This is a genomic window from Kitasatospora sp. NPDC051853 (assembly GCF_044452665.1).
Classification (GTDB): Bacteria; Actinomycetota; Actinomycetes; order Streptomycetales; family Streptomycetaceae; genus Kitasatospora.
Window position 1 is genome coordinate 306,046 of sequence record NZ_JBITBY010000002.1, and the last position, 24,675, is coordinate 330,720.

Here is a 24,675-nt window from a genome sequence, read left to right on the forward strand (position 1 = left end):
GGAGGTGGTGCGTGTCCACCCTCCACGCCCCCATGCTCGCACACCGCCGGGGCCTGGTCACCGGCCGATCCTGACAAAGCCCCCGCCCGGGTCACGCCGTCACGGCAGGATGAACGGGTGATCATTCGTCAGCTCCAGGACACCTCCGCCGACGCGGCGGCCGTCGAGGCGGTGGGCCGGGCCGCCTTCCGCGATCCGGCCGGGCCCGCGGACGGCCCGCCGCCGGACCCGGACCAGGTCACCCGCGAGCTCGCCAGGACGGTGCACGCGATCCGGCACGACCAGCCCGGCTGCTGGGTCGCCGAGGACGGCGGGGAGCCCCTCGGGGTGGCGCTCTCGCTGCGCCGGGAGGGCCTCTGGCTGCTCTCCCTGTTCGCGGTGGTCCCGAAGGCCCAGGGGCAGGGGCTCGGCCGGCTGCTGCTGGAGCAGGCGGGCACGTACGGACGGGGCTGCCTGCGCGGGATGCTCTACGCCTCGGCCTCCCCGGCCGCCGCCCGGCGCTACCGGCGGGCCGGGTTCACCCTGCACCCGGCGATGCGGCTGACCGGCACGGTGGACCGGACGGGCCTGCTCGACCCGGGCGACATCCCGGTGCACCCGGGCAACCGCACCCACCTGCACCTGCTGGACTCGGTGGACCGCCGGGCCCGCGGCTCGGCGCACGGGGTGGACCACGCGTTCATGCTGGCGCACTACGACGAGCTGCTGATCGCCGACACCCTGGCCGGGAGCGGCTACTGCTACCGCAACGGCGGGGCGGTGAAGCTGCTGGCCGCCACCTCCAAGCGGATCGCCACCCGGCTGCTGCGCGAGGCGCTGGCCCGCACCCCGGACGGGGCGGAGGTGGTGGTCGAGGGGCTGACGGCGGAGCAGGAGTGGGCGGTGGACGTCGGTCTGGAGCTCGGCCTCTCGCTCTCCACCGAGGGGTACCTGGCGGTGCGGGGGATGCGACCGCCGGCCACGTACGTGCCGAACCCGGCGTTCCTGTGAGCGGGGGCGGCCTGACGGACGGTCAGGACGTGCTGCGGAAGGTGGCGGGCATCGGCGGGTTCTTCGCCGTCACGCCGGGGCCGCGGCCGCCGGAGGGGTTCCGGCCGGTGGCCGACCTGCGCTCGGCGGCGTTCCTGCGGGAGCGGATCGCCGACGTGGCACGGCGGATGGGGACGGCGGAACTCCGGGTGGCCGCCTCGGCGGCGCAGCTGGGCGCGGCGGCCCGGTTCTGGTCGGTGGCGCTGGGCACGGCGGCCGTCGGCGGGGTGGTACCGGACCTGGCGGGCGCGTCCTGGCGGCTGGTGCCCGGCGGGATGCTGGAGCTCTGGGTGCCCGGGGTCCGGGAGCCCGGCCCGGCCGGCCTCGCGGCGGAGCTGTACCTGGAGGTGGTGGAGGGTCAGCTGCGCCCGTTCGGTGAGGCGGTGCGCCGGGTCACCCCGGTGGCCGAGGGGCTGCTCTGGGGGAACGCGGCCTCGGCGCTGGCCGGGGCGGTGAAGGTGCTGGGCGCGGGCCGGGAGCTGGCGGCCGAACTGCTGACCGTCGGCCCGCTGCGCGGTGCGCTGCGGGCCGACGGCCGGCGGACGAGCTGCTGCCTGTACTACCGGGCGCCGGGGGCGGGCCTGTGCGGGGACTGCGTCTTCGACAGGCCGCCCGGGCGCTGACGGTGGATCAGGCCATGGTGGCGAGGATCTCCTCGACCATCTCCATGGTGGTGCCCGGGTGCAGGAAGGCGAACCGGGCGACGGTCTCGCCGTCCCAGCCGGTCGGGGTGACGAAGCCGATCTGGTCGGCCAGCAGCTGCTGGGACCAGCGGTAGTAGTCCTCGTGGGTCCAGCCGGTGCGGCGGAAGCAGACCGAGGAGAGCTGGGGGTCCATCAGGAGCTCCAGGTGCTCGGTGCGCTCGATCAGGGCGGCGGTCTCCCGGGCCAGGGTGAGGCCGGCCTCGATCGCGTCGGTGTAGGCCTGGGTGCCGTGCACCGCCAGCGAGAACCAGAGCGGCAGGCCGCGGGCCCGGCGGGTCAGGTGGTAGGCGTAGTCGGTGGGGTTCCACTCGTCGCCCTCGGTGTGCAGCACGTCCAGGTAGGAGGCGTCCTGGGTGTGCACGGCGCGGGCCAGCTGCGGGTTGCGGTAGATCAGCGCGGCGCAGTCGAACGGGGCGAACAGCCACTTGTGCGGGTCCACCACGAAGGAGTCCGCGTGCTCGATGCCGTTGTAGCGCTCCCGGACGGAGGGGGCGAACAGGCCGGCGCCGCCGTATGCGCCGTCCACGTGGAACCACATGCCGCGCTCGCGGGTGACCTCGGACAGGCCCTGGAGGTCGTCGACGATGCCCTCGTTGGTGGTGCCGGCGGTGCCGACCACGGCGATGACCGTCTCGGGGTTCGGGTCGGCGGCCAGCGCGGCGCGCAGGGCCTCGCCGGTGAAGCGGCGGTCGACGGTCGGGACCTTGAAGGCCTCGACGCCGATGATGTTGAAGGTGTTCTTCACCGAGGAGTGCACCTGGTCGGCGACGGCCACCCGCAGCTTGACGCCCTCGCCGAGGCGGCGGCGGGCGGTGTCGCGGGCGACCACCAGGGCGGACAGGTTGCCGGCCGAGCCGCCGGAGACGAAGGTGCCGCCGGCCGTCTCGGGCAGCCCGGCCCGGTCCGCTATCAGGCGCAGCACCTGGTTCTCGGCGGCGATGGCGCCGGCCGCCTCCAGCCAGGAGATGCCCTGGAGCGAGGCGCAGGAGACCACCATGTCGAAGAGCAGCGCGGCCTTGGTGGGGGCGCACGGGATGAAGGAGAGGTAGCGCGGGCTGTCGGCGGAGATCACGGCCCGGGAGAGCTCGTGGTCGTAGAGCTTCAGCACGTCGGCCGGGTTGTTGCCGCTCGGGTTGAGCAGGCCGGCCAGCTGGGCCTTGAGGTGCTCGCCGTCGCCGGGGTGGTCGAGCGGCACCGGGTCGTACTGCAGCCGCTCGCGCATGTAGTCGAACACCAGGTCCACCAGCTCGTTGTCGGGCCGGTGCATGCGGTCGGGGGCTGCGGACATGGTGGTGCCTCTCGCTGCGGTGAGGGTGGGAGGACCGGGGCGGAGGGGGCGCGCCGGACATGATCAGCGTAGGCAGCGGTGTGCGCCCGGCGCGCGTCGGAACGCGGCGGTCCGGGCCGGAATCGGGCGTGTTCGAGGGGGTCCGCGCAGGATTCCTGCGTCGCCGGGCCCGGGTCAGCCGATCAGCCGGGAGAGCACCACCGAGCTGCGGCTGCGCTGGACGCCGGGCTCCTTGCGGATGCGTTCGATCACGGCCTCCAGGTGGCGGGTGTCCGAGGCCCGCAGGTGGACCAGGGCGTCCGGGTCGCCGGTGACCGTCCAGGCGGCGACCACCTCGGGGAACTGGCGGAGGCTGGCCAGGATCTCCTCGGGGGCGGTCCGCTCGCGGCAGTAGACCTCGACGAAGGCCTCGGTCTGCCAGCCCAGCACGTCCGGGTCGACCACCACGGTGAAGCCGCGGACCACGCCGCGGGCCCGGAGCCGGTCGATCCGGCGGCGGACGGCGGTGGCGGAGAGGTTGGCCAGCAGGCCGATCTCGGCGTAGGAGGCGCGGCCGTCCCGGCTCAGGTGGGTGAGCAGCAGCCGGTCGGTCTCGTCCAGGGAGGCCCCGCCGGGATCTGACGGTCTGTTGGTGCTCATCGGTACGGGGCTCCTGGGAAGAAACGAAACGCCGAACCATTCTGCACCGAGGGACGCACCCGGTGCCGGGCGCGTCCCCCGTGGCGGATTACTGGCCCTTGGCGTCGGCCAGTCGGGTGGAGCCGGTCAGGCAGTCGCGGAACTCGTACCAGGGCGAGTTCCCGGTCCAGCGCAGGAAGCCGCCGGTGGTGCCGGTGCCGGCGGTCGCGTCGATGAAGCGGCAGCCGTCGTAGAGCAGCTTGCCCGCGGTGGTGGCGCTGGTGGTGGTGACCTGGTGCGAGCCCATCAGGGCGCAGTCCTGGTAGCGGATCATCGGGGCCCGGTTGGGGCTGACCGCGTCGAAGCGGTAGACGTGCGGCTGGGCGGTGGTGGCCCAGGACTGGAAGGAGAGGGCGGTGTCGTCGCAGGACACGAAGGTGATGGTGCCCTTGTACCAGGCCGAGTCGATGACCTTGTGCTTGGCGCTGCGGACCTCGAACCGGATGCCCTGGGCGTAGAGCCGGTTGACCGAGTCGGCCCGGCCGGTGGTGCCGCCCAGCTTGAAGAAGGTCCCGTTGGCCGCCGGGTCGGTGAGGATGTACGAGCCGCCGGTGAAGTTCATCGAGCCGCCGCGCTCGTTGCGCACGAAGACCCCGGACCTGAACTCGACCTTGCAGTCCCGGAACCACATGTTGAGGAACTGGTCCTGCTGGGTGGCGGCCGGGGTCGCGCCCATCACCAGGAAGGCGTCGGCGTAGCTGCCGGCCACCTGGCAGTGGTCCCAGCCCATCTCGCTGTTCAGGTCGGACTGCGGGCTGGTGGTGTCCCCGGCCACCCGGTCCGGGGCGCCGTCCAGGACGATGCCCGCCTTCCAGTCGCCGCGCCACTCGACGTCGGTGTACCAGGTGTCCTGCACGCCGCCCGCGTCCGAGGAGTAGGCGTAGTTGAAGGTGGCGGTGGCGTCCTTGCTCTCGAAGGTCAGGCCGCTGATCCGGATGTTCTTGTAGCGGTCCCGGTTGGTCCAGAAGGTGGTGTCCCGGGCGGTCGGCGCGTAGGTGATCCGGCTCAGCCGCTTGCCGTGGCCGACGATCGCGATGCCGTCCACGATGCCGCCGTTGCCCGGGCCGGCGATGCCGGGCAGGAGCGCGTCGGGCTGGGTGATCAGGTAGTTGCCCGGCGGGATCAGCAGCACCTTCTTGGGGATGGCGCCGGAGACCGGGTCGGGCTGGAACGACGCCAGCAGCTCGGTGGCCGCGTCCTTGAAGGCCTGGTCGCTGGGCGTCTGCCCGGTCGGGTCGGCGTTCTTGGCCAGCACGTCGACCACGTACGTGCCGGCCGCCGCCTCCGCCGCCTCCGCCGTCCCGGCGCCGAGCGCCAGCGCCCCGGCGGCGCCCACTCCGGTCAGGCCGGCCAGCAGTGAGCGGCGGCCGAGCGTCCCTCGTTCGTTCGCGGACATGCGTACTCCCCCCGTGAGGTCCAGTGGATCTTCCTCGATCCGACCAAGATCCTCATTGATGACGGGGATTATCACAAGGGAGATGTGACGGGGGGTCAGAAATCCTTCGACACGGGCGCGCTCCCCGTGCTGCCCTGGTGCGCATGACTCCTCTCGGCGGCACCCATCTGATCGGCGGCGAACTACCGGTGGCCCGGCTCGGGCTCGGCACCATGCGGCTGCCCGGCCCCGGCGTCTGGGGGCCGCCGACCGACCGGGCCGAGGCGGTGCGGCTGCTGCGCCGCGCGGTGGAGCTGGGGGTGGACCTGGTCGACACCGCCGACTCGTACGGGCCGCACGTCAGCGAGGAGCTGATCGCCGAGGCGCTGCACCCCTACCCCGCGGGCCTGGTGATCTCCACCAAGGGCGGGCTGACCCGGCAGGGGCCGGACGCCTGGGCGGCGGTGGGGCGGCCCGAGTACCTGCGGCAGTGCGTGGAGCTCAGCCTGCGGCGGCTCCGGCTGGAGCGGATCGACCTCTACCACCTGCACCGGATCGACCCGGCAGTGCCGCTGGAGGACCAGCTCGGGGTGCTGGCCGAGCTGCGGGCGGAGGGCAAGATCGGGCACATCGGCCTCTCCGAGGTGGAGGTCGAGGAGATCGAGCGGGCCCGGGCGGTGGTGCCGGTCGCCACCGTGCAGAACGTCTTCAACCTCACCCGGCAGCGCCTGCGGGCCACCCTGGACCACTGCACCCGGGAGGGCATCGGCTTCGTCCCCTTCTTCCCCCTCGGCCGCGGCGGCCTGGCCCGCCCGGACGGCCCCACCCCGGGCCTCGCCGCCCTCGCCGCCGCCCACGACGCCACTCCGGCCCAACTCGCCCTCGCCTGGCTGCTCCACCTCTCCCCCACCACCCTCCCGATCCCGGGCACCTCCCGGACGGCCCACCTGGAACAGAACCTGGCGGCCGCCCGGATCACCCTGACCGAGAGCGAGGTGGCGGACCTCTCCGCCCGCTGGACGGACGCCTAGTCCACCAGGAGGACGATCTTGCCGCGGGTGCGGCCCTCCGCGTTGAGGGCCTGGGCGCTGGCGGCCTGGGCGAGCGGGAAGGTGGAGGCGATCGGGACGCGGAGCTTCCCCTCGTCGGCGAGGCGGGCCAGGTCGGCGAGGCCGTCGGCGTCGGGGCGGACCCAGACGTAGTGGCCGCCGAGGGCCTTGACCCCGTAGTCGGTGACGGAGGCGATCCGGGAGCCGTCCGGCACCAGCGTGGCCGAGACCTCCACCGCGTCGCCGCCGATCAGGTCGACCGCCACGTCCACCCCGTCGGGGGCGAGCCCGCGGACCCGGTCGGCCAGCCCCGCCCCGTACGTGACGGGCTCCGCCCCGAGGGAGCGGAGGAACTCGTGGTTGCGCTCGCTCGCGGTGCCGATCACCCGCAGGCCGAGCGCCCTGGCGATCTGCACCACGAAGACCCCGACTCCCCCGGCGGCCGCGTGCACCAGCACGGTCTGCCCCGCCGTCACCCTGAGCGCCCGGACCAGGCACTGATGGGCCGTCAGCCCGGCCAGCGGCAGCCCGCCCGCCTCGGCCCAGCTCAGCGAGGCCGGCTTGCGGGCCAGCGTCCGCACGGGGGCGGAGACCAGCTCGGCGTAGGTGCCGTGCTGGACGGCGTCCTTGCGGACGTAGCCGTAGACCTCGTCGCCGGGGGCGAACTCGGTGACCCCGCCGCCGACCGCCTGGACCACCCCGGCCGCGTCCCAGCCCATGACCAGCGGGAAGTGCGCGTCGGTGCTGCCGTCCAGGTACCCTTCCCGGATCTTCCAGTCCACCGGGTTGACCCCGGCGGCCTTCACCCGGACCAGCACCGAGTCGGGGCCGACCTTGGGGTCGGGGAGCTCGGTGTACTCGACCACGTCGGGGCCGCCGTAACGCCTGATCGCGATTGCCTTCATGCCTGCCAAGCCAACCGGACGCGGCGGTGAACGCGACGCAACGGCACGCGGTTCTCGTCACATCGACACTTCGGCCATCGTCAGAGTGACGCTAACGGGTTATCATAGATAGCGTCAGATAGACGATAACGGCCAAGGCATCACAGAGTTCCGCCGCACAGGAGGGCACCCGCCCGTGACCACCACCACCGAGACCTACGGCGTCGACCCCACTCCGACGCCGCTCGCACTGCTGCTGCTCGGCCGCGAGGCCGACCCGAACAGCGAGCGCGGCGTCGAGTGCCCCGGCGACCTCCCGCCCGCCTCCGACCCGGACCTGGTGGCCCGGGCCCGCGCCGCCAAGGCCGCACTGGGCGACCGGGTGTTCATCCTCGGCCACCACTACCAGCGCGACGAGGTCATCGAGTTCGCCGACGTCACCGGCGACTCCTTCAAGCTCGCCCGGGACGCCGCCAACAAGCCGGAGGCGGAGTACATCGTCTTCTGCGGCGTGCACTTCATGGCCGAGTCGGCCGACATCCTCACCAGCAGCGCCCAGCAGGTGATCCTCCCCGACCTGGCGGCCGGCTGCTCGATGGCCGACATGGCCACCGCCGAGCAGGTCGCCGAGTGCTGGGACGTGCTCACCGAGGCGGGCATCGCCGACGTGACCGTACCGGTCTCGTACATGAACTCCTCCGCCGACATCAAGGCCTTCACCGGCAAGCACGGCGGCACCATCTGCACCTCCTCCAACGCCGAGCGCGCCCTGACCTGGGCGTACGAGCAGGGCGAGAAGGTGCTCTTCCTGCCGGACCAGCACCTGGGCCGCAACACCGCCGTCCGCGACCTGGGCTTCTCGCTGGACGACTGCGTGCTCTACAACCCGCACAAGCCGAACGGCGGCCTGACCGTCGAGCAGCTGCGGAACGCCAAGATGATCCTCTGGCGCGGCCACTGCTCAGTGCACGGCCGGTTCTCGCTGGACTCGGTCAACGACGTGCGCGAGCGCATCCCGGGCGTCACCGTCCTGGTCCACCCCGAGTGCAAGCACGAGGTGGTCGCGGCCGCCGACATGGTGGGCTCGACCGAGTACATCATCAAGGCGCTGGACGCGGCCGAGCCCGGCTCCAAGTGGGCCATCGGCACCGAGCTCAACCTGGTCCGCCGCCTGGCCAAGGCGCACCCGGACAAGGAGATCGTCTTCCTCGACCGGGCGGTCTGCTTCTGCTCCACCATGAACCGGATCGACCTGCCGCACCTGGTCTGGGCACTGGAGTCGCTGGTCGACGGCCGGGTGCCGAACGTGATCACGGTGGACCCGGAGACCGAGAAGTACGCCAAGGCCGCACTGGACCGGATGCTGGCCCTGCCGTAACGATTCGCCGCGGGACACACGAAGGGCGGGCCCCCGAGGGGGCCCGCCCTTTCACGTGCCGGGTACTACTCCGGGATGCCGGGGATCAGGCCGTCGCCCTCGGCGCGGAGCAGCTCGCGCACCTCGTCCAGGGAGGCCTCCGGGTCCGGCAGGATCAGGTCCGAGGGCTCCAGCGAGTCGTCCGGCAGCGGCGTGCCGTACTCCTTCACCGCGTCCAGCAGACTGCCGAGCGCGGCCCGGAAGTGCTGCTCGTCCCCCGATTCGAGCGCGACGAGGAGCTCCTCGTCGAGCTCGTTCAGCCGGTTCAGGTGCCCTTCGGCGACCTGGAACTGGCCCTCGCCCATGACCCGCATGATCATGCCGGTGTTCTCCCTGCGTAGGAGGCTACTTGTTGTAGTTGATCGTGGGAGGGGTGTCCTGCTTGCCCTGCTCGATGGCCTGCGGGGCGCCGCCCGGGGTGCCGCCGGTCAGCTCGGCCTTCATCCGGGCCAGCTCCAGCTCGACGTCGCTGCCGCCGGCCACCCGCTCCAGCTCGGCCTCGATGTCGTCCTTGCGGCCCAGCCCGCTGGCGTCGTCGAGCGCGCCGGAGGCCAGCAGCTCGTCGATCGCGCCGGCCCGGGCCTGCATCTGCGCGGTCTTGTCCTCGGCCCGCTGGATGGCCAGGCCGACGTCGCCCATCTCCTCCGAGATCCCCGAGAAGGACTCGGCGATCCGGGTCTGCGCCTGGGCGGCGGTGTAGGTGGCCTTGATGGTCTCCTTCTTGGTGCGGAAGGCGTCCACCTTGGCCTGCAGGCGCTGGGAGGCGAGCGTGAGCTTCTCCTCCTCGGCCTGGAGGGCCTGGTACTGCGTCTCCAGGTCGGTGATCTGGGACTGCAGGTTGGCCTTGCGGGTCAGCGCCTCGCGGGCCAGGTCCTCGCGGCCGAGCGAGAGCGCCTTGCGGCCCTGGTCCTCGTACTTGGCCGACTGCTGCTGCAGCTGGGTCAGCTGGAGCTCCAGGCGCTTGCGGGAGGTGGCCACGTCGGCGACGCCCCTGCGCACCTTCTGCAGCAGTTCCAGCTGCTTCTGGTAGGAGTAGTCGAGCGTCTCTCGCGGGTCCTCCGCACGGTCCAGGGCCTTGTTCGCCTTGGAGCGGAAGATCAGCCCCATACGCTTCATGATTCCGTCGCTCATGGGCCTCGGGTGCCCCCTTCTCGGGCCTGCGGTTCCGTCTCGGCTGACAGGAACGAGTCTATGCGCGGCGGCCGTCCGGCCGCAGTGCTCCTGCCTGCAACAAGCGTGCTACAGCCTTCCGGCTCCGGCCTCATCCCCTGGGTGGAGACGACCCCTGACCATGATCGGAGACGGGGGCCCGGAGTCCTAGGGGACACTCCGGGGGCATTCGATATCTGTTTGGGTCCGAGGGCACCACGATTTGCCGATACCCAGCACGTACGCTTGTGGTGTGTTCCGACGCCGTTCAGAAGAAGCCTCCTCCGCCACCGCGCTGGCCGAGCAGGACGACACCCAGCCCCGTGACCCGCAGGCCCCCAAGGGCCGGCCGACCCCCAAGCGCAGCGAGGCCGAGGCCAACCGCCGCACCCGGGTGACGGTCCCCAAGGACCGCAAGGAGGCCGCGCGGCAGTCGCGCGACCGCATGCGGGCCGAGCGGGAGAAGCAGCGCACCGCGCTGCTCGAGGGCGACGAGCGCTACCTCCCCGCCCGTGACAAGGGCCCGGTGCGGAAGTACGTCCGCGACTACATCGACGCCCGGTGGTCGCTGGCCGAGTTCTTCCTGCCGTACGCGGTGGTCGTGCTGGTCCTCAGCGTGGTGCCGAACAACCTGCTGAAGTTCGCCTCGACGCTGCTCTTCATGGTCTTCTTCGTGCTGGTGATCGCGGACTTCCTGCGGCTCGGCTTCGGCCTGCGCAAGGCGCTGGCCACCGAGTTCCCCGGCACCAACACCCGCGGCTCCGTCCCCTACGGGCTGATGCGCACCCTGCAGATGCGCCGCCTCCGGCTGCCCAAGCCGAAGGTCAAGCGGGGCGAGAAGCCCTGACCGCGGACCACGTGCAACAGCCGTCCTGGGCCCAGCCCTGGACGGCTGACGCGTGGTCGGCCCCGGGCGGCCTGCCCGGGCAGGGCCTGGGGGCGCACGACCGGCTGCCCACCCGCGGCGCCCTGCCCACCGCCGCCACCTGGCTGGAGCGCCAGGGCGGCCTGCGGACCCTGGTCCGCCAAGAGCTGGTGGCCCGTCAGCTGGGCGCCCAGCTGGCCGGGCTGGACGGCCTGCGGGTGCTGGACGTCGGCTGCGGCCAGGGCACCCAGGCGCTCCGGCTGGCCCGCGCCGGCCACCTGGTCACCGGCCTCGACCCGGACCCGGTCACCCTCGGCGCGGCCCAGGCCGCGCTGGCGGCCGAGCCCGAGGAGGTGCGGGTGCGGGTCCAGCTGCTCGGCGGCGACTGCTACCAGGTCGGCCGCTGGTTCGGCCCGCGCAGCTTCGACGTGGTGCTCTGCCACGGGGTGCTGCCGTACCTCTCCGACCCGGACCCGATGCTGGCCTCGCTGGCCCGGCTGCTCGCCCCCGGCGGGGTGCTCTCGCTGGTGGTCCGCAACGCCGAGGCGCTGGCCATGCGGCCCGGGCTGACCGGGGACTGGCGCACCGCGCTGGAGTCCTTCGACTCCACCCGCTTCACCAACCGCCTCGGCCTGCCGGCCCGGGCCGACCGGCTCGCCGACCTCTCCACCACGCTGCGGGACATCGCCGTGCCGGTCCGGCACTGGTACGGGGTGCGGGTCTTCACCGACACCACGCCCGACCACCAGGCCCCGGTGGACGGGCGGCAGCTGGCCCAGCTGCTGGACGCCGAGGAGCGGGCCGGGCAGCAGGACCCGTACCGCCGGGTGGCGGCGCTGCTGCACGTGGTCGGCGCGAAGCCCTGACCCGCCCCGGGTCGCCCGGGGCCTGACGGGGGCTCAGCCCTCCTGCAGGCTCATGGTGTAGATCACCGCGGCGTCGTCCAGCAGCACGACCCGGTCCACCCCCTGGTCCAGCAGGTCCTTGTACGTCTCCCCCACCCAGGACTCCGCGTCGCCCTGACTGGTGAACTCCTCCTGCTCGCCCGGCAGGGTCACCACGGTGCCGTCGGCCTTCTCGTACCGCCACGTCCAGACCACGCCCGTCTCCTTCGCTCGGTTTGCGCTGCGCGCAGGTTAGCGTGCCCGCCCGGCGGGGCCCCATGCCTGGTGCGGGAGGATGGTGACCATGTCGATGCCCCGCACCCTGATCCTCGGCGGCGCCCGTTCGGGCAAGTCCACCCGGGCCGAGCAGTTGCTCGCCGGGTACGAGGACGTCCTGTACGTGGCCACCAGCGGCACCCGGGACGGGGACGCGGACTGGGCGGACCGGGTGCGGCTGCACCGGGAGCGGCGGCCGGGGAGCTGGCGGACGGCCGAGACCTGCGACCTGCCGGCCGTGCTGGCGGACGCCGCCGACCCGGCGCCGGTGCTGATCGACTGCCTGGCGCTCTGGCTCACCGCCGTGATGGACGAGTGCGGGGCCTGGGAGGACGGCGCCTGGCGGGAGGGCGGGGCCGAGGAGGCCGTGCTGGCCCGCTGCGCGCAGCTGGCCGGGGCGTGGAAGGTGACGGAACGTCAGGTGATCGCCGTCAGCAACGAGGTCGGCATGGGCGTCGTCCCGGCCACCGCCTCGGGGCGGCGCTTCCGCGACACCCTGGGCCGCCTCAACATGGCGGTGGCCGACGCCTCGGAGCGCGTCCTGCTGGTGGTCGCCGGGCAGGTGCTGACCGTCAAACCCGCTGGCGTGTAGCCTTCCCGACGATGGACACGACCGTGGATCTCGACGTTTTCTCCTCCCTGGTGGAGCGCCCCGACGAGAGCGCCCGCCGGGCCGGCGAGGAGCGCTGGCAGCAGCTCGACCGGCCGCGCGGCGGCCTCGGGCAGCTGGAGGAGCTGGGTGCCTGGCTGGCCGGGGTGCAGGGCCGCTCGCCCGTGCGCCCGCTGACCGCCGCCAAGGTGGTGCTGTTCGCCGCCGACCACGGCGTGGCCTCGGCCGGGGTCTCGAAGCTGACCGGCGGCACCGCCCGCCGGGTGCACGCGGTGCTGGACGGCTCCGCCCCCGTCGCCGTGCTGGCCCGCCGCTACGGTGCGGCCGTGCGCGTGGTCGACGTCGGCGTGGACGCCGGGCCGGGCGAGTTCCCGGAGGAGGTCAGCCGCTTCAAGGTCCGCCGGGGCTCCGGCCGGATCGACCTGGAGGACGCCCTGACGGCCGCCCAGGCCGCCGAGGCCTTCCGGGCCGGCATGGCCGTCGCCGACGAGGAGGCCGACGCCGGGACCGACCTGGTGGTGCTGGGCGACCTCGGGGTGGGCTCCACCACCGTGGCCGCCGTCCTGGTCGGCGCGCTCTGCGGCACCGACGCCGCCGCCGTCACCGGGCGCGGCTCGGGCATCGACGACCGCACCTGGATGGTCAAGTGCGCCGCCGTCCGCGACTCGCTGCGCCGGGCCCGCCCCGTGCTCGGCGACCAGTTGGCGCTGCTCTCCACCGTCGGTGGCGCGGACTTCGCCGCGATCACCGGCTTCCTGCTCCAGGCCGCCGCGCGCAAGCTCCCGGTGGTGCTGGACGGCGTGGTCTCCGCCGCCTGCGCGCTGGTCGCCCAGCGGATCGCCTTCCGCGCCCCCGAGTGGTGGCGCGCCGGGCAGTCCACCGGCGAGCCGGCCCAGGCCAAGGCGTACGACCGGCTGACGCTGACGCCCGTCCAGACCCTCGGGGTCTCCATGGGCGAGGGCGTCGGCGCGCTGCTGGCACTGCCGCTGCTCCAGGCCGCGACCGACACCCTGGCCGACCCCGGGGACGTCCCGGCCGGTACGTCCGTGAGCTTCGAGCCGCCCGCGCCGCGGCCGCTGCCCACCGCCGCCGAACTGCTCGGCCGGGGCTGAACCCTTTGCTGGACGGACTCCGGTTCGCCTTCGGGACGCTGACGGTCCTTCCGGTCCGGGTGGAGCGGTGGGACCGTGAGAGCGGCGGGCGCGCGATGGCGCTGGCGTCGGTCGTCGGGCTGGTGCTCGGCGGCCTGGCGGCCGGCGTCGGTGCGCTGGTGTGCTGGCGCGGCGGGCCGCTGCTCGGGGCCGTCGCAGCCGTGGGTGTGCTGGCCGCGCTGACCCGGGGGCTGCACCTGGACGGGCTGGCCGACGTGGCGGACGGGCTGGGGAGCGGCAAGCCCGCCGAGGACGCGCTGCGGATCATGAAGCAGTCGGACATCGGGCCGTTCGGGGTGCTGACGCTGCTGCTGGTGATGCTGGCTCAGATCGCCGCGCTGGCGGAGGAGTTCGGGCGCTCGACGGTGGGCGGGGCGGTCGCGGTGCTGACCGCGGCGCTGGCCGGGCGGTGCATGCTGGGGTGGGCCTGTCTGCGGTCGGTGCCGGCGGCACGGCCGGGCGGGCTGGGGGCGATGGTCGCGGCCTCCGTACCGCTGCCGGCGGCGCTCGGCGGGTCGGCTCTGGCCGCTGTGGGGGTGGGGCTGTACGCGCCTCGGTACGGAGTGGCGCTGGTGGTGGGGCTGGCGTGCGGGTGGCTGCTGGTGCGGCGCTGTGTGCGACGGCTGGGCGGCACCACCGGCGACGTGCTGGGGGCGACGGTCGAGACGGCCGCGACCGGGGCGCTGGTGGCGCTCGCGCTCCACTGAGTCCGGGGGATGTCTTGACGACGTATCAGGACCGGGTGCACGGCTGTCTGCTCGGCGGGGCGCTCGGGGACGCGCTCGGCTTCCCGGTCGAGGGCGCGTCGCTGTACACGATCCGGGACCGGCACGGCCCGGCCGGGGTCACCGGGCTCGTCCCGGACCGCGAGGGGGTGGTCGGGCGGATCAGCGACGACACCCAGATGACGCTGTTCACCGCCGAGGCCCTGCTGCGGGACCCGTCCGTCCCCGGGGTGCGGCAGGCGTACCTGCGCTGGCTGGACACCCAGGAGCACCCGGCACCGCCGCCCGCCGGCTCCGCCCCGCACCGGACCGGACGGCTGCGCGAGGAGCGCTGGCTGTACGCCCGGCGCGGCCCCGGCCGGGCCTGTCTGCACGGCCTGGGGCAGGGGTACCTCCCCGACCCGCGCCGCCCGTTGGACGGCACCCCGGGCCCGGTGAACCCGGACTCCAAGGGGTGCGGCACGGTGATGCGGTCGGCGCCGTTCGGGTTCGTCCCCGACTCCTTCGAACTCGCCGCGCGCTGCGCCCTGATCACCCACGGGCATCCGACGGCCGCGTACGCCGCCGGTGCGTTCGCCGCCGTCGTCGGCGAGCTGATGACCGGTCAGCCGCTGGAGCAGGCCGTCCGGCGCACGCTGGCCCTGCTCGCCCGGTACCCCGGGCACCAGGAGACCAGCGCCGCCCTGTCGCTGGCCCTCACCCTGGCCGAGGCCGGTCCGGACCGGCTGGAGGACCTCGGTCCCGGCTGGATCGCCGAGGAAGCCCTGGCCGTCGCCGTGTACGCGGCCCTGGCCGCGCCCGGGCCGGGCGACGTCGGCCCGGCCCTGCTGCTGGCCGTCAACCACTCCGGGGACAGCGACTCCACCGGCGCGATCTGCGGCAACCTGCTCGGCGCCCGGTACGGCGCGGGTGCCCTGCCGGCGGAGTGGCCGGCCCAGGTCGAGGGCCGGACCGTGATCGCCGCCCTGGCGGGCGGCTTCGGCGGCTGACCGGCCGTCAGTCCAGGGTCAGCGCGACGATGCCTTCCGGGAGGGCGAGGAACACCCGGCCGTCCGGGTCGATGACCGCGGAGCGGGCGGGCAGGCCGAGCCGGATGTCGAGCGCGACGGGGTCGGTGCCCCAGCGGTACAGGCGGACCAGGCCGTCGGACCAGGCGGCGGCGAGCATCATGCCGTGGGGGGTGTCCTGGACGGCCACGGCGGTGACCGGGTGCTCGCGGGCGTCGATCGGCTCCGGGGCCGGGCCCCGCCCGTCCATCCAGGTCCGTACCGTGCCGTCGGTGCCGCCGCTGACCAGCAGGACGCCGCCGTCCGCCTCGGTGAGGTCGACGTCGGTGACCCTGCCCCGGTGGAGCGGCCGGTCGGTCGCCGTCTTCTCCCAGGCGGCCGTCCGGATCAGGCCGAGCCCGCCACCGCCGTCGCCGACGGCGAGCAGCGGGCCGTCGGCACCGACCAGGGTGGCCAGCGCGGTGACCCCGGAGGTGAAGTTCCAGGTGGCCCACTTGACGGCCGGGGTCGGCCGGCCGCCCTTCTTCTCGGGGTACGGGTAGGTGACGACGGTGCCGTCCTGCTGGAGGAAGAACTGCGAGCCCTCGTCACCGCAGACCATGCCTGCTTCTCCGTTGCCGAACAGCCGGCTCGGGTCGACCTCCCTGACGTCCAGTCCGGTCGTGGGGTCGAGGAAGCGGAGGATCCCGTTGACGGCCGCCAGCAGATACTGCCGGAGCGGGCCGCGCCCCGGCGCGATCCGCAGCACGAGCGCTTCGCCCCGCGGGTCGTGGGCGGGGACCCAGCCCTTGAACGGGCCCGACCAGGCAGCCCGCCACCGTTGCCCTGAGACGGCCGCGCAGTGGTCGGCGGCCGGCTGGTCGCGGCCGGCCAGCCAGGCGTGCAGGGCGGCCGCCCGGTCGGCCGGGGTGGAGCCGGCGGGGCGGACCGGACCGGCGAGCTCCCAGGCTTCGGCGAGCGCGGTGTTCAGGTACTCGGCCCCCGGGGGCGGCGGGCTCGCGGGCGGGGCCGATTCGTCGAACAGCGGGTTGAAGTAGGGCGGGGCCGGCTGGAGGTGTTCGAAGGCGGCGGTGATCGTGGCGAGGTCGGCGTGGATCAGGACGTCGGGATCGGCGAGCAGCCGCCCGCCGACGCCCGCGTGCACCGCGTGCCGCAGCAGCAGGCCCAGCCACTGCGGGTCGATGCCCGACAGCAGCGGGCGGCCGTCGGCGCCCCGGGGAAGGCCCCCTTCGATGCCCGCCTGCAGGGCCGCGTGGTCCACCGGTGGGCAGCCGGACACCACCTGACGCTCCAGCAGGTCCGGCTGGAGCCGCCGGTACGGACCGTCGGCCGGGGGCAGGTACGCGGAGGCCAGGCGGACGGCCTCGGCCCCACCGGCTCCCGGCAGCGCGGCCCACACCGCGTCGGTGACCGGACGGCCGGCGGCGGCGAGCGCGCCCACGGCCCGGCGGGGCCCCTCGGGCAGCGCCGCCCACCAAGCCTCGGCCAGCGCGGCGGCCCGCTCGACGGGCGGGGCCGCCGGGTCGAGCGGGGTGCCGGGCGGGGTGCGGGAGGCGAGCAGGGCCAGCCCGGGGCTCGGGTGGACCTGGTCGGCGGCCACCGGGTGACCGGCCAACCCGGCGCACCAGGCGGCGAAGCGGTCGGGCTCCGTCCAGCGCGGGTCGTCCAGGTCGAGTACGGCACCGGCGGGGGCGGCGGCGCTCAGTGCGGCTGCGGCGGCCGCGCCGGAGGCCTCCACCAGTACGCGCAGCCAAGGGACTTGGAGCAGCGGTGTGAGCAGCTCGGTGGCGATCTGCTCGGGCATGTCCGGCAGCAGGTCGCCGCCGGCCCGGTCCAGGTCGGTGACGACCAGGGTGCGGGGGACGCCGTCCTGGACGGCCTCCATCAGGTCATCGGGGGTACGGGCGACCACGCCGAGCCGCTCGGCCAGCAGCCAGGTCGCGCTACGGACCGTCAGTCCCTCTGCGGAGAGCACCACATGGACCCGGCGGCCGGTCCGGGGGTTGTCCGGCGGGCAGGAGGCGGCGAGCCAGGCGAGCAGGTGGGTGCGCCCGCTGCCCGAGGAGCCGGTGATCCGGCAGAAGCGGGGCGCGCGCTCGTCCTCCAGCCAGTCGAGCAGCGCCCGCCCGGCCGGCCGCCGCCCGGCCCGCAGCGGCGGCACGGGGGACGCCTCGCCCGACGGGGCAACCGCTTCCGGGACGGTGCCGTACGCCGGGTTGTGCCAGAAGGCCCGGGTGCCGCCCCAGTAGGTGAGCTTCCAGGCACCGGCGACGGCGTGCGAGGGGACCCGGCCGGCCGGGTCGTGGCCCTCGTCCACCTTGTACCGGTACACCCAACTGCCGGGAGGCAGGGAGGGTTCTGTCCAGGGCTGGTCGAACTTGGGGTCGGGGCGCCGGCCGGGCGGCTCGTACGGCTCCTTCGGCGGCTGGTACCCCTCGGCCGCGCGGGCCTCCAACTCCGCGAGACCGGAGACCGCCCTGCTCCCGGGGACGAGTCGGCCGGACCGCCGGTTGCCCGGATCGGCGATCAGCTCCTGGAGTGCCTCCGACGGGGACAGCTCCCGGGCTCTGGCGTCGAGCAGCTTGGAGAACCAGTGCATGGCGCCGTCGAAGTTGTCGGCGATGAGGTACCGCGCGATGCCGGCCGCGCCGTCCTCGTCACAGATCCACAGGTAGCCCACCAGCTCGTCCCAGTCGGTGCGCACCTCGAGGTACTCGACCGGCTTCTCGGTGGTGCCTGCGTAATGGGGCACTCCCGTGGCGCTCACTGGTTCACTCTTTTCCGTCATGGCAGGATCTCCGCGAAGATGTGGACTCTGTTGCCGTCGTCGAGCACCTCGGTGGCGCGCCACTTGAGGTCGCGGCCGAGGAGCAGCTCCCGCTCGGTGCTGGCGACCGCCCCGGGCTTCTCCATCCACATCGCGGGTGTCCCCGCGGGGACCTTGATGTGCATGACCGCTTGTTTGCCCTGCCACATCGCCGGGAGGTCGCCGAAGCCCGTGGACAGGTAGCCCCGCTCGGTGAAGGTCAGGCCCTTCAGGCTGTGCGGGTCGCCGCCTGCACCGACGAGGTGTTCGATGTCGGTTCCACGGGTGACGATGATGTCCTGCGGTACCGGCTGTCGTCGGAGCGCCTGGTCCATCAGCTCGACACTCCGCCTGACGCCGGCATCGGTCACGCCGTCGATCCGTCCGTCCGCAGTGCGGAGCGCACCGTTGACCTCGTCGTACGTCGGTCCCGTGCCCCGGTTCCCCTGACCGCGCGAGTAGCTGTCGAACGCGACCTTCTCGGGCTCGCGGAGCCCGTCGGCGGTCCGGTTCCAGGTCTGCTGGGCGTAGGACTGGGCGGCGTCGTCGTCGTAGAGCTTGGCGGTCCGGGCCTGGGCTTGGACAGCGTCCCGGATCGCCGCCTGCTCCTGTTGGGTCCTGAGCGCGCGGTCGAACTCGTTCTCGACGGGCTTTGCACTCTCCGCGGCCTGCACCTCCGGCTCGTGCACAGGAGCCTCCGGCTCGGGCGCATGTGACGGAGCCTCGGGCTCGGGGACGTGCGCGGGTGCCTCGGGCTCGGGAACGTGCGCGGATGCCTCGGGCTCCGGGACGTGCGGGGGCTCCGGGGCGGACGGTTCCGGGACGTGCGCGGGAGCCGGTTCGGGCGCGTGCTGGTACGCCGCGTCGGGGAAGCCCTCCACCCGGGCCGGGGGTGACCGGTGGTGGGCGGCTTCCGGGAAGCCGTCCGGCCGGGCGGGCGGGGAGTGCTGGTACGCCGCCTCCGGGAAACCCTCCAACCGGGTGGGCGGGGCTGCTTGGGCGGGTACGGAGACGTCGGTGTGGCGGGCGGCGTTGGTGGCGGCGCGTTCGGCGAGGTCGTCGGCTCCGCGCAGGGCGGTGCGTTCTGCGGAGTTCTTCAGGGCGTTGGCGGCGGCGCGCTTGGCCGCGATGCCCGCCGTGCTGCCGCCTCCGGTGGCCGCGCCGGAGGCGACGTCGAAGATGACCCGGCCGGTGGCCTCGAAGGGGTCGGAGCGCCAGCCGGAGCCGGCCAGGGACTTGACCAGCTCGGTGGGGTGGTTGGCGGTGCGCAGCAGGCCGAGCGAGGTGCTGAGGACGTGCTCCTGGTACTGGGCGGGGTGGGTGAGGTTGTAGGGGTCCTGCGGGTTGAGGGAGCGGACGAACTTGACCGCGTCGGCGCCGCCCTTGGCGACGCCGCCCAGCAGGTGGAGGCTGCCCACCGCCGCGCCCTGCACCAGGTCGGTCTGGGCGGCGGCGACCTGCTGGAGGAAGCTGGGCTCGCGCGGGGCGGAGCCGGTGGCGGCCGACACCGCGTCGGCGGCGGCGAGGGCGGCGGCGTCGCGTTGGCGGCGGGCCTCGCGGAGCAGGTCCTGAGCCTGTTTCAGGCCGTCCTGGCCTGGGTCGTGGAAGGTGCCCGGGTCGGTCGGGCGGGTGAGGTCGGTGCCCCCGGCCGCGGCGGCGCTGTTGTACTGCTTGACGGCGTCGTTGTACCGGTCGACCTGGTCGTTGTAGGCGTCCCGGGCCCGCTCGGACGCCTTGCGGGCCGCTTCGTACGCGTCGATCGCCTGCCGGGCCCGGCCCTGGGCCCACTCGACGGTGCGGGCGTAGGTGTCGAGGGCCTCGGCCGCGGAACCGCACGCCTCGGCGGCGAGCACCCAGAGGGCGGGCTGGGGGCTGAACCTGGCCCGGAAGGCGTCGCCGGCCGCGCCCTTCCAGTGCTCGGCGTCCAGCCTGGTCAGCCCGGAGCCGGTCTCGTCGAAGGCGGCCTGGAACTTGTGCAGGTGCCGGGCGGCCGTGGTGACGGCCCCCACGTCGCCGTGCACCAGCTCCTTCGGGTCGTCGGTCTGACCGAGGTTCAGTTCGCCGACCAGCGCGCCGAGGCTGTCGGCGACGTTGTCGCCCCACCTGTCGACGGCGTGCGCGGCGCTGTCCAGGCCGACCAGGTCGAGGCCGTCGCCGACCAGGTGGGCGCCGGCGTTGACGGTCTCGCCGAGGGCGCGCTTGCCGCCGTCGAGGGCCCGCTCGAACAGGTTGGTCATCGGCGGTCGCCGAACTGCTCGGCCTGCCGGGTGAGTTGCTCGGCCCGTTGCTTCGACTCGGCGGTCTCCTCGGCGAGTTCACCGCCGAAGCCGGCGGCGGCCGCGTGACCGCGCAGGAACGGGTTCTCCAGCAGGTCGGCCTTGGTGGCCTGCACGGCCGCCTGGCTGCGCAGCGAGGACTGCGCGAGGGACTCGGCGGAGAAGTCCGCGTCGCGGACCTGGGTGAACGGGTTGTCGGCGAGCACCTCCCGGTAGGACATCTTCTCCAGGTCCTCGCCGGTCAGGTTCGGATTGCCGAGCGCCGCGTTGGTCAGCTCCTTCGCCACCCCGGTGACGTACTCCTCCTGCTCGGCGTACAGGCCGGCCGAGAGGTTGAGCCGGCGGGCGATCTCGTTGCCGTCCTGGATCAGCGCCCGCACGCCCCAGGACCAGCGGTCGCAGAACTCCTCGAAGACGGACTGCAGCTGGGGGTGGCCGATCTCCAGCCCGGTCAGGCTGATGTCGCCGAAGCCCCGGCCGACCAGGGCGGCCTCCTCGATGCCGAGCGAGCGCAGCTCCTCGATCGCGTGGTCGATCCCGTCCGCGGCGAGCTTGAGCGCCTGCGGGTCCACCTGGTAGGAGCTCACCGGGCGCCCGCCCCGTCCAGCGCGACCGTGTCCGGCACGATCCCGCGGACCGGCGGGAAGAGCATCGGCATGCTCCCCGCCGCGTTCAGCGCCACCCCGGCGGGCACCCCGACCGCCGCCACCCCGACGTCCAGCAGGCGCGACCCACGGACCGTCAGGTAGTCCACCGCACCGCTCTGCTGACCCCTGGCCCTGGCGAAGGCGACCAGCTCGGACTCGTCGGTGAACGCGTGGATCCAGCGGATCCCGCCCTGGTCCCCCGTCCAGACCGGCCCGCCCGGACCGGTCTGCGGCACCAGCACCAGGGCGGCCCGGAATTCCGCCAGCACCAGTTGTGGATCACCCACTCCGGCGTACTGCATACGAAGTTGGTGCGTCAGTCCGGCGTTCGCCACCGGCCCCCCTCTCCCCGGCCGAGAACGATAACCCACGGATTTCCTGACGGGCCGTCGGTTTCCGTTCACCAGGACGGGGTGGCGGGCGGTACGGCGGTCCTGACCGATTCGGAGGACCGGACGGGGCAGCATTCCAGCATGCGGACTACCATGCGGTGAGCACTGCGCCGGGTGCGGCTCCCGTACCGGCCGTGAACCCGATGAAGAACAGGACTCGTTTACGTGACTGCACTGTCTGTGAGCACCTCCTCCGCCGCATCGCTGCGCGCGGACGCCCTGGTGATCGGCGTGGCCAAGGGCCCCAAGGGCCCGGTTCCCGCCGCCGGCTCGGAGGCCGTGGCCGAGGCGTTCGACGGCAAGCTGGCCGAGGTCCTCGCCACCCTGGGGGCGACGGGTGCCGAGGGCGAGGCGGTCAAGCTCGCCGCCCCGGCCGGGCTGAAGGCCGCGCTCGTGCTCGCGGTCGGCCTCGGCGAGGGCGAGGCCTTCGGGCTGGAGGCGCTGCGCAAGGCCGCCGGTGTGGCCGCCCGCACGCTGGCCGGCGCCAAGAAGGCGGCGCTGGCGCTGCCGGCCGCCTCCGCCGAGGAGATCGAGGCGGTCGCGCTGGGCGGTCTGCTCGGCTCGTACTCCTTCGGCTCGTACAAGAGCGACGCCAAGGCTCCGGTCGGCGAGCTGGTCGTGCTGACCGACCGCAAGGGCAGCAAGGACGCCAAGGCGGCCGTCGAGCGCGCCACCGCGGTCGGCGAGGAGATCAACCGCGCCCGCGACCTGATCAACACCGCCCCGAACGACCTCACCCCGAAGTCCTTCGCCGCGATCGCCCAGGCGGCCGGCAAGGAGCACGGCCTCAAGGTCGAGGTGCTGGACGAGAAGGCGCTGACCAAGGGCGGCTTCGGCGGCCTGCTGGGCGTCGGCAACGGCTCGGCCAACCCGCCCCGCCTGGTGAAGGTGGCCTACACCCACCCGAAGGCCAAGGCCACCCTCGCCTTCATCGGCAAGGGCATCACCTACGACTCGGGCGGCATCTCGCTGAAGCCGGCCGGCCACAACGAGACCATGAAGTGCGACATGTCCGGCGCCGCCGCCGTGTTCGCCACCGTGGTCGCGGCCAAGCGCCTGGGCCTGCAGGTCAACGTCACCGCCTGGCTCGCCCTGGCGGAGAACATGCCGTCCGGCACCGCCACCCGCCCGGGTGACGTGCTGCGGATGTACGGCGGCAAGACCGTCGAGGTGCTGAACACGGACGCCGAGGGCCGCCTGGTGCTGGCCGACGCGATCGTGAAGGCCGGCGAGGAGAACCCGGACGTCATCGTCGACGTGGCCACCCTGACCGGCGCCATGGTGCTGGCCCTGGGCACCCGCATGTTCGGCGTGATGGCCAACAGCGACGAGCTGCGCGACCGCCTGCACGCCACCGCCGAGGCGGCCGGCGAGCAGTCCTGGCCGATGCCGCTGCCGGTGGAGCTGCGCAAGGGCATGGTGGAGACCACCGTGGCCGACCTGGCGAACATGGGCGAGCGGATGGGCGGCGGCCTGGTGGCCGGTCTGTTCCTGAAGGAGTTCGTCGCCGAGGGCATCGACTGGGCGCACCTGGACATCGCCGGTCCGGCCTTCCACGAGGGCGCGCCGTACGGCTACACCCCGAAGGGCGGCACCGGCTCGGCCGTCCGCACCCTGCTGCGCTTCGCCGAGGACACCGCGAACGCCAAGGGCTGAACCCCGCGGTAGCGCACCACCTCACGCGCTGACGGGCCCGGCGTATTGCCAGTTACCTGCTGGTAATACGCCGGGCCCGTTTCTGACAACGTCTGTTCGCCATAGGCGAAACTTTGTTCCGTAGAGCGGAACAACCACGGCACCGGGGGTCCGCGCACCCCCTTCTCCCCCGCTGTTACCCATCTGTGAGCTGCGGAGATACCCTCACACAGGGGACATCGGGCGCCGCTCGCCGCGGTCCGCCGGTGTCACCTCGGTGGCCCCGGCCACCAGCCGCCGCGAACAAGTGCGAAGATGTTTCTCCGGAAGACGTGGGCGCCTTACGAGGGCGCACGCTCACCGGACCGCGACCGGCCCGGCGAACCGCACCCCTTTGCATGGAGGACGTGACGTGGCGAACGACGCCAGCACCGTTTTCGACGTAGTCATTCTCGGAGGCGGAAGCGGCGGCTACGCCGCGGCGCTCCGTGCCGCGCAGCTCGGTCAGAGCGTGGCGCTGATCGAGAAGGGTGAGCTGGGCGGCACCTGCCTGCACCGTGGCTGCATCCCGACCAAGGCCCTGCTGCACGCGGCCGAGATCGCGGACGAGACGAAGGAGGCCGCCGAGTTCGGCGTGCTGGCCACCTTCCAGGGCATCGACATCAACGGCGTCCACAAGTACAAGGACGACGTCATCGCCGGCCTGTACAAGGGCCTGCAGGGCCTGGTCGCCTCCCGCAAGGTCACCTTCATCCAGGGCGAGGGCAAGCTCTCCTCCCCGACCTCGGTGGACGTCAACGGCCAGCGGGTCCAGGGCAAGCACATCGTGCTGGCCACCGGCTCGGTGCCGAAGTCGATCCCCGGCCTGAACATCGACGGCGACCGCGTGATCTCCTCGGACCACGCGCTCAAGCTCGACCGCATCCCGCAGTCCGCCGTCATCCTCGGCGGTGGCGTGATCGGCGTCGAGTTCGCCTCGGTCTGGAAGTCGTTCGGCGTCGACGTCACCATCGTCGAGGCCCTGCCGCACCTGGCGCCGCTGGAGGACGAGAACTCCTCCAAGCTGCTGGAGCGGGCCTTCCGCAAGCGTGGCATCAAGTTCGAGCTCAAGGCCCGCTTCTCCGGCGTCGAGTACACCGAGACCGGTGTCCGCGTCTCCACCGAGAACGGCAAGACCATCGACGCCGACCTGCTGCTGGTCGCCATCGGCCGCGGCCCGGTCTCGGCCGGCCTCGGCTACGAGGAGCAGGGCGTCGCGATGGACCGCGGCTACGTCCTGGTCGACGAGTACATGCGCACCAACGTGCCGACCATCTCGGCCGTCGGTGACCTCGTCCCGACCCTGCAGCTCGCCCACGTCGGCTTCGCCGAGGGCATCCTGGTCGCCGAGCGCCTGGCCGGCCTGAAGGCCGTGCCGATCGACTACGACGGCGTCCCGCGCGTGACGTACTCCAACCCGGAGGTCGCCTCCGTGGGTCTGACCGAGGCCAAGGCCGTCGAGCTGTACGGCAAGGACAAGGTCGTCACCCTCAAGTACAACCTGGCCGGCAACGGCAAGAGCAAGATCCTGAAGACCGCCGGCGAGATCAAGCTCGTCCAGGTCAAGGACGGCGCCGTGGTCGGTGTGCACATGGTCGGCGCCCGCATGGGCGAGCAGGTCGGCGAAGCCCAGCTCATCTACAACTGGGAGGCGCTGCCGGCCGAGGTCGCCCAGCTCATCCACGCGCACCCGTCGCAGTCCGAGGCCCTCGGCGAGGCGCACCTGGCGCTGGCCGGCAAGCCGCTGCACGCGCACGACTGATCGCGCCCACCCCGGCAGTATCCCCAT

General features: G+C 73.4%; 23 protein-coding genes. 12 read left to right on the forward strand and 11 right to left on the reverse strand.

Annotated features, from left to right (window positions below; all coding sequences use genetic code 11):
* The first annotated feature begins 117 nt into the window (after positions 1-117).
* Complete coding sequence (locus ACIA8O_RS06185) at positions 118-990, forward strand: GNAT family N-acetyltransferase (protein ID WP_396292366.1); 873 nt, start codon at positions 118-120, stop codon at positions 988-990.
* A gap of 29 nt (positions 991-1,019) precedes the next feature.
* Positions 1,020-1,652 carry a (2Fe-2S)-binding protein gene (locus ACIA8O_RS06190; RefSeq protein ID WP_396292367.1) on the forward strand — a complete coding sequence of 211 codons (633 nt, stop codon included), beginning with the start codon at positions 1,020-1,022 and terminating at the stop codon, positions 1,650-1,652.
* A gap of 7 nt (positions 1,653-1,659) precedes the next feature.
* Here ACIA8O_RS06190 and ACIA8O_RS06195 read toward each other — a convergent pair whose 3' ends face one another.
* The 3 genes from ACIA8O_RS06195 to ACIA8O_RS06205 all read right to left on the reverse strand — a co-directional run bounded on the left by ACIA8O_RS06195 (position 1,660) and on the right by ACIA8O_RS06205 (position 5,095).
* Positions 1,660-3,021, reverse strand: coding sequence for a pyridoxal phosphate-dependent decarboxylase family protein (locus ACIA8O_RS06195; RefSeq protein ID WP_396292368.1), 1,362 nt, complete (start codon positions 3,019-3,021; stop codon positions 1,660-1,662).
* Positions 3,022-3,195: 174 nt separating this feature from the next.
* The gene (locus tag ACIA8O_RS06200; protein WP_396292369.1) at positions 3,196-3,660 is read right to left on the reverse strand and encodes an Lrp/AsnC family transcriptional regulator; all 465 of its coding nucleotides are present in this window, start codon (positions 3,658-3,660) and stop codon (positions 3,196-3,198) included.
* A gap of 88 nt (positions 3,661-3,748) precedes the next feature.
* Positions 3,749-5,095 carry a hypothetical protein gene (locus ACIA8O_RS06205; RefSeq protein ID WP_396292370.1) on the reverse strand — a complete coding sequence of 449 codons (1,347 nt, stop codon included), beginning with the start codon at positions 5,093-5,095 and terminating at the stop codon, positions 3,749-3,751.
* 143 nt (positions 5,096-5,238) lie between these two features.
* On the opposite strand from ACIA8O_RS06205, the gene ACIA8O_RS06210 reads away from it, so the two are divergent.
* A complete protein-coding gene (locus ACIA8O_RS06210) occupies positions 5,239-6,105 on the forward strand; it encodes an aldo/keto reductase (protein ID WP_396292371.1) in 867 nt (288 codons plus the stop codon).
* Here the strand turns inward: ACIA8O_RS06210 and ACIA8O_RS06215 are convergent.
* The gene (locus tag ACIA8O_RS06215; protein WP_396292372.1) at positions 6,102-7,028 is read right to left on the reverse strand and encodes an NADP-dependent oxidoreductase; all 927 of its coding nucleotides are present in this window, start codon (positions 7,026-7,028) and stop codon (positions 6,102-6,104) included. The two genes, ACIA8O_RS06210 and ACIA8O_RS06215, sit on opposite strands and share 4 nt — an antisense overlap.
* 175 nt (positions 7,029-7,203) lie before the next feature.
* On the opposite strand from ACIA8O_RS06215, the gene nadA reads away from it, so the two are divergent.
* Entirely contained in the window at positions 7,204-8,385 is a 1,182-nt protein-coding gene (nadA, locus tag ACIA8O_RS06220) for a quinolinate synthase NadA (RefSeq protein ID WP_396292373.1), read from the forward strand.
* Positions 8,386-8,450: 65 nt separating this feature from the next.
* On the opposite strand, the gene ACIA8O_RS06225 is transcribed toward nadA, so the two are convergent.
* The gene (locus tag ACIA8O_RS06225) at positions 8,451-8,744 is read right to left on the reverse strand and encodes a hypothetical protein (protein ID WP_396292374.1); all 294 of its coding nucleotides are present in this window, start codon (positions 8,742-8,744) and stop codon (positions 8,451-8,453) included.
* Positions 8,745-8,769: 25 nt separating this feature from the next.
* Positions 8,770-9,555, reverse strand: coding sequence for a PspA/IM30 family protein (locus ACIA8O_RS06230; protein WP_380150201.1), 786 nt, complete (start codon positions 9,553-9,555; stop codon positions 8,770-8,772).
* Between the two features lie 271 nt (positions 9,556-9,826).
* On the opposite strand from ACIA8O_RS06230, the gene ACIA8O_RS06235 reads away from it, so the two are divergent.
* Together ACIA8O_RS06235 and ACIA8O_RS06240 are read left to right on the forward strand one after the other, a co-directional pair.
* Positions 9,827-10,420 carry a DUF3043 domain-containing protein gene (locus ACIA8O_RS06235; protein ID WP_396292375.1) on the forward strand — a complete coding sequence of 198 codons (594 nt, stop codon included), beginning with the start codon at positions 9,827-9,829 and terminating at the stop codon, positions 10,418-10,420.
* Positions 10,421-10,590: 170 nt separating this feature from the next.
* Positions 10,591-11,304, forward strand: a complete 714-nt coding sequence (locus tag ACIA8O_RS06240; protein WP_396292937.1) for a class I SAM-dependent methyltransferase — start codon at positions 10,591-10,593, stop codon at positions 11,302-11,304.
* Between the two features lie 33 nt (positions 11,305-11,337).
* On the opposite strand, the gene ACIA8O_RS06245 is transcribed toward ACIA8O_RS06240, so the two are convergent.
* Positions 11,338-11,538, reverse strand: coding sequence for a hypothetical protein (locus ACIA8O_RS06245; protein ID WP_396292376.1), 201 nt, complete (start codon positions 11,536-11,538; stop codon positions 11,338-11,340).
* Positions 11,539-11,626: 88 nt separating this feature from the next.
* Here ACIA8O_RS06245 and cobU point away from each other — a divergent pair, with 88 nt between their 5' ends.
* From cobU to ACIA8O_RS06265, 4 genes are read left to right on the forward strand one after another with little or no spacing between them, the layout of a single operon-like run.
* Positions 11,627-12,190: a bifunctional adenosylcobinamide kinase/adenosylcobinamide-phosphate guanylyltransferase gene (cobU, locus tag ACIA8O_RS06250; protein WP_396292377.1), complete on the forward strand. Its 564-nt coding sequence runs from the start codon at positions 11,627-11,629 to the stop codon at positions 12,188-12,190.
* An 11-nt stretch (positions 12,191-12,201) separates the two neighbouring features.
* Entirely contained in the window at positions 12,202-13,320 is a 1,119-nt protein-coding gene (locus tag ACIA8O_RS06255) for a nicotinate-nucleotide--dimethylbenzimidazole phosphoribosyltransferase (protein WP_396292378.1), read from the forward strand.
* A gap of 8 nt (positions 13,321-13,328) precedes the next feature.
* Positions 13,329-14,066: an adenosylcobinamide-GDP ribazoletransferase gene (locus ACIA8O_RS06260; protein WP_396292939.1), complete on the forward strand. Its 738-nt coding sequence runs from the start codon at positions 13,329-13,331 to the stop codon at positions 14,064-14,066.
* 14 nt (positions 14,067-14,080) lie between these two features.
* A complete protein-coding gene (locus ACIA8O_RS06265) occupies positions 14,081-15,073 on the forward strand; it encodes an ADP-ribosylglycohydrolase family protein (RefSeq protein ID WP_396292379.1) in 993 nt (330 codons plus the stop codon).
* 7 nt (positions 15,074-15,080) lie between these two features.
* Here the strand turns inward: ACIA8O_RS06265 and ACIA8O_RS06270 are convergent, their stop codons facing one another.
* Genes ACIA8O_RS06270 through ACIA8O_RS06285 form a run of 4 tightly spaced genes read right to left on the reverse strand, consistent with a single transcriptional unit; the run spans position 15,081 to position 21,107 of the window.
* Positions 15,081-17,843, reverse strand: coding sequence for a hypothetical protein (locus tag ACIA8O_RS06270; RefSeq protein WP_396292380.1), 2,763 nt, complete (start codon positions 17,841-17,843; stop codon positions 15,081-15,083).
* A gap of 32 nt (positions 17,844-17,875) precedes the next feature.
* The gene (locus ACIA8O_RS06275) at positions 17,876-20,134 is read right to left on the reverse strand and encodes a putative T7SS-secreted protein (protein WP_396292381.1); all 2,259 of its coding nucleotides are present in this window, start codon (positions 20,132-20,134) and stop codon (positions 17,876-17,878) included.
* Positions 20,131-20,760, reverse strand: coding sequence for a hypothetical protein (locus tag ACIA8O_RS06280; protein ID WP_396292382.1), 630 nt, complete (start codon positions 20,758-20,760; stop codon positions 20,131-20,133). Before ACIA8O_RS06280 ends, ACIA8O_RS06275 begins: the two co-directional genes overlap by 4 nt.
* Positions 20,757-21,107: an SseB family protein gene (locus ACIA8O_RS06285; protein WP_396292383.1), complete on the reverse strand. Its 351-nt coding sequence runs from the start codon at positions 21,105-21,107 to the stop codon at positions 20,757-20,759. Before ACIA8O_RS06285 ends, ACIA8O_RS06280 begins: the two co-directional genes overlap by 4 nt.
* Before the next feature lie 270 nt (positions 21,108-21,377).
* Here ACIA8O_RS06285 and ACIA8O_RS06290 point away from each other — a divergent pair, with 270 nt between their 5' ends.
* Entirely contained in the window at positions 21,378-22,868 is a 1,491-nt protein-coding gene (locus ACIA8O_RS06290) for a leucyl aminopeptidase (protein ID WP_396292384.1), read from the forward strand.
* A gap of 391 nt (positions 22,869-23,259) precedes the next feature.
* Positions 23,260-24,648: a dihydrolipoyl dehydrogenase gene (gene lpdA, locus ACIA8O_RS06295; protein ID WP_396292385.1), complete on the forward strand. Its 1,389-nt coding sequence runs from the start codon at positions 23,260-23,262 to the stop codon at positions 24,646-24,648.
* The last annotated feature ends 27 nt before the right edge of the window (positions 24,649-24,675 follow it).

Coding starts and splice junctions, on each gene's coding strand:
- ACIA8O_RS06195 (WP_396292368.1), bottom strand. CDS start 3,021: ATGTCCGCAGCCCCCGACCGCATGCACCGGCCCGACAACGAGCTGGTG.
- ACIA8O_RS06200 (WP_396292369.1), bottom strand. CDS start 3,660: ATGAGCACCAACAGACCGTCAGATCCCGGCGGGGCCTCCCTGGACGAG.
- ACIA8O_RS06205 (WP_396292370.1), bottom strand. CDS start 5,095: ATGTCCGCGAACGAACGAGGGACGCTCGGCCGCCGCTCACTGCTGGCC.
- ACIA8O_RS06210 (WP_396292371.1), top strand. CDS start 5,239: ATGACTCCTCTCGGCGGCACCCATCTGATCGGCGGCGAACTACCGGTG.
- ACIA8O_RS06215 (WP_396292372.1), bottom strand. CDS start 7,028: ATGAAGGCAATCGCGATCAGGCGTTACGGCGGCCCCGACGTGGTCGAG.
- ACIA8O_RS06225 (WP_396292374.1), bottom strand. CDS start 8,744: ATGATCATGCGGGTCATGGGCGAGGGCCAGTTCCAGGTCGCCGAAGGG.
- ACIA8O_RS06230 (WP_380150201.1), bottom strand. CDS start 9,555: ATGAGCGACGGAATCATGAAGCGTATGGGGCTGATCTTCCGCTCCAAG.
- cobU (WP_396292377.1), top strand. CDS start 11,627: ATGTCGATGCCCCGCACCCTGATCCTCGGCGGCGCCCGTTCGGGCAAG.
- ACIA8O_RS06255 (WP_396292378.1), top strand. CDS start 12,202: ATGGACACGACCGTGGATCTCGACGTTTTCTCCTCCCTGGTGGAGCGC.
- ACIA8O_RS06275 (WP_396292381.1), bottom strand. CDS start 20,134: ATGACCAACCTGTTCGAGCGGGCCCTCGACGGCGGCAAGCGCGCCCTC.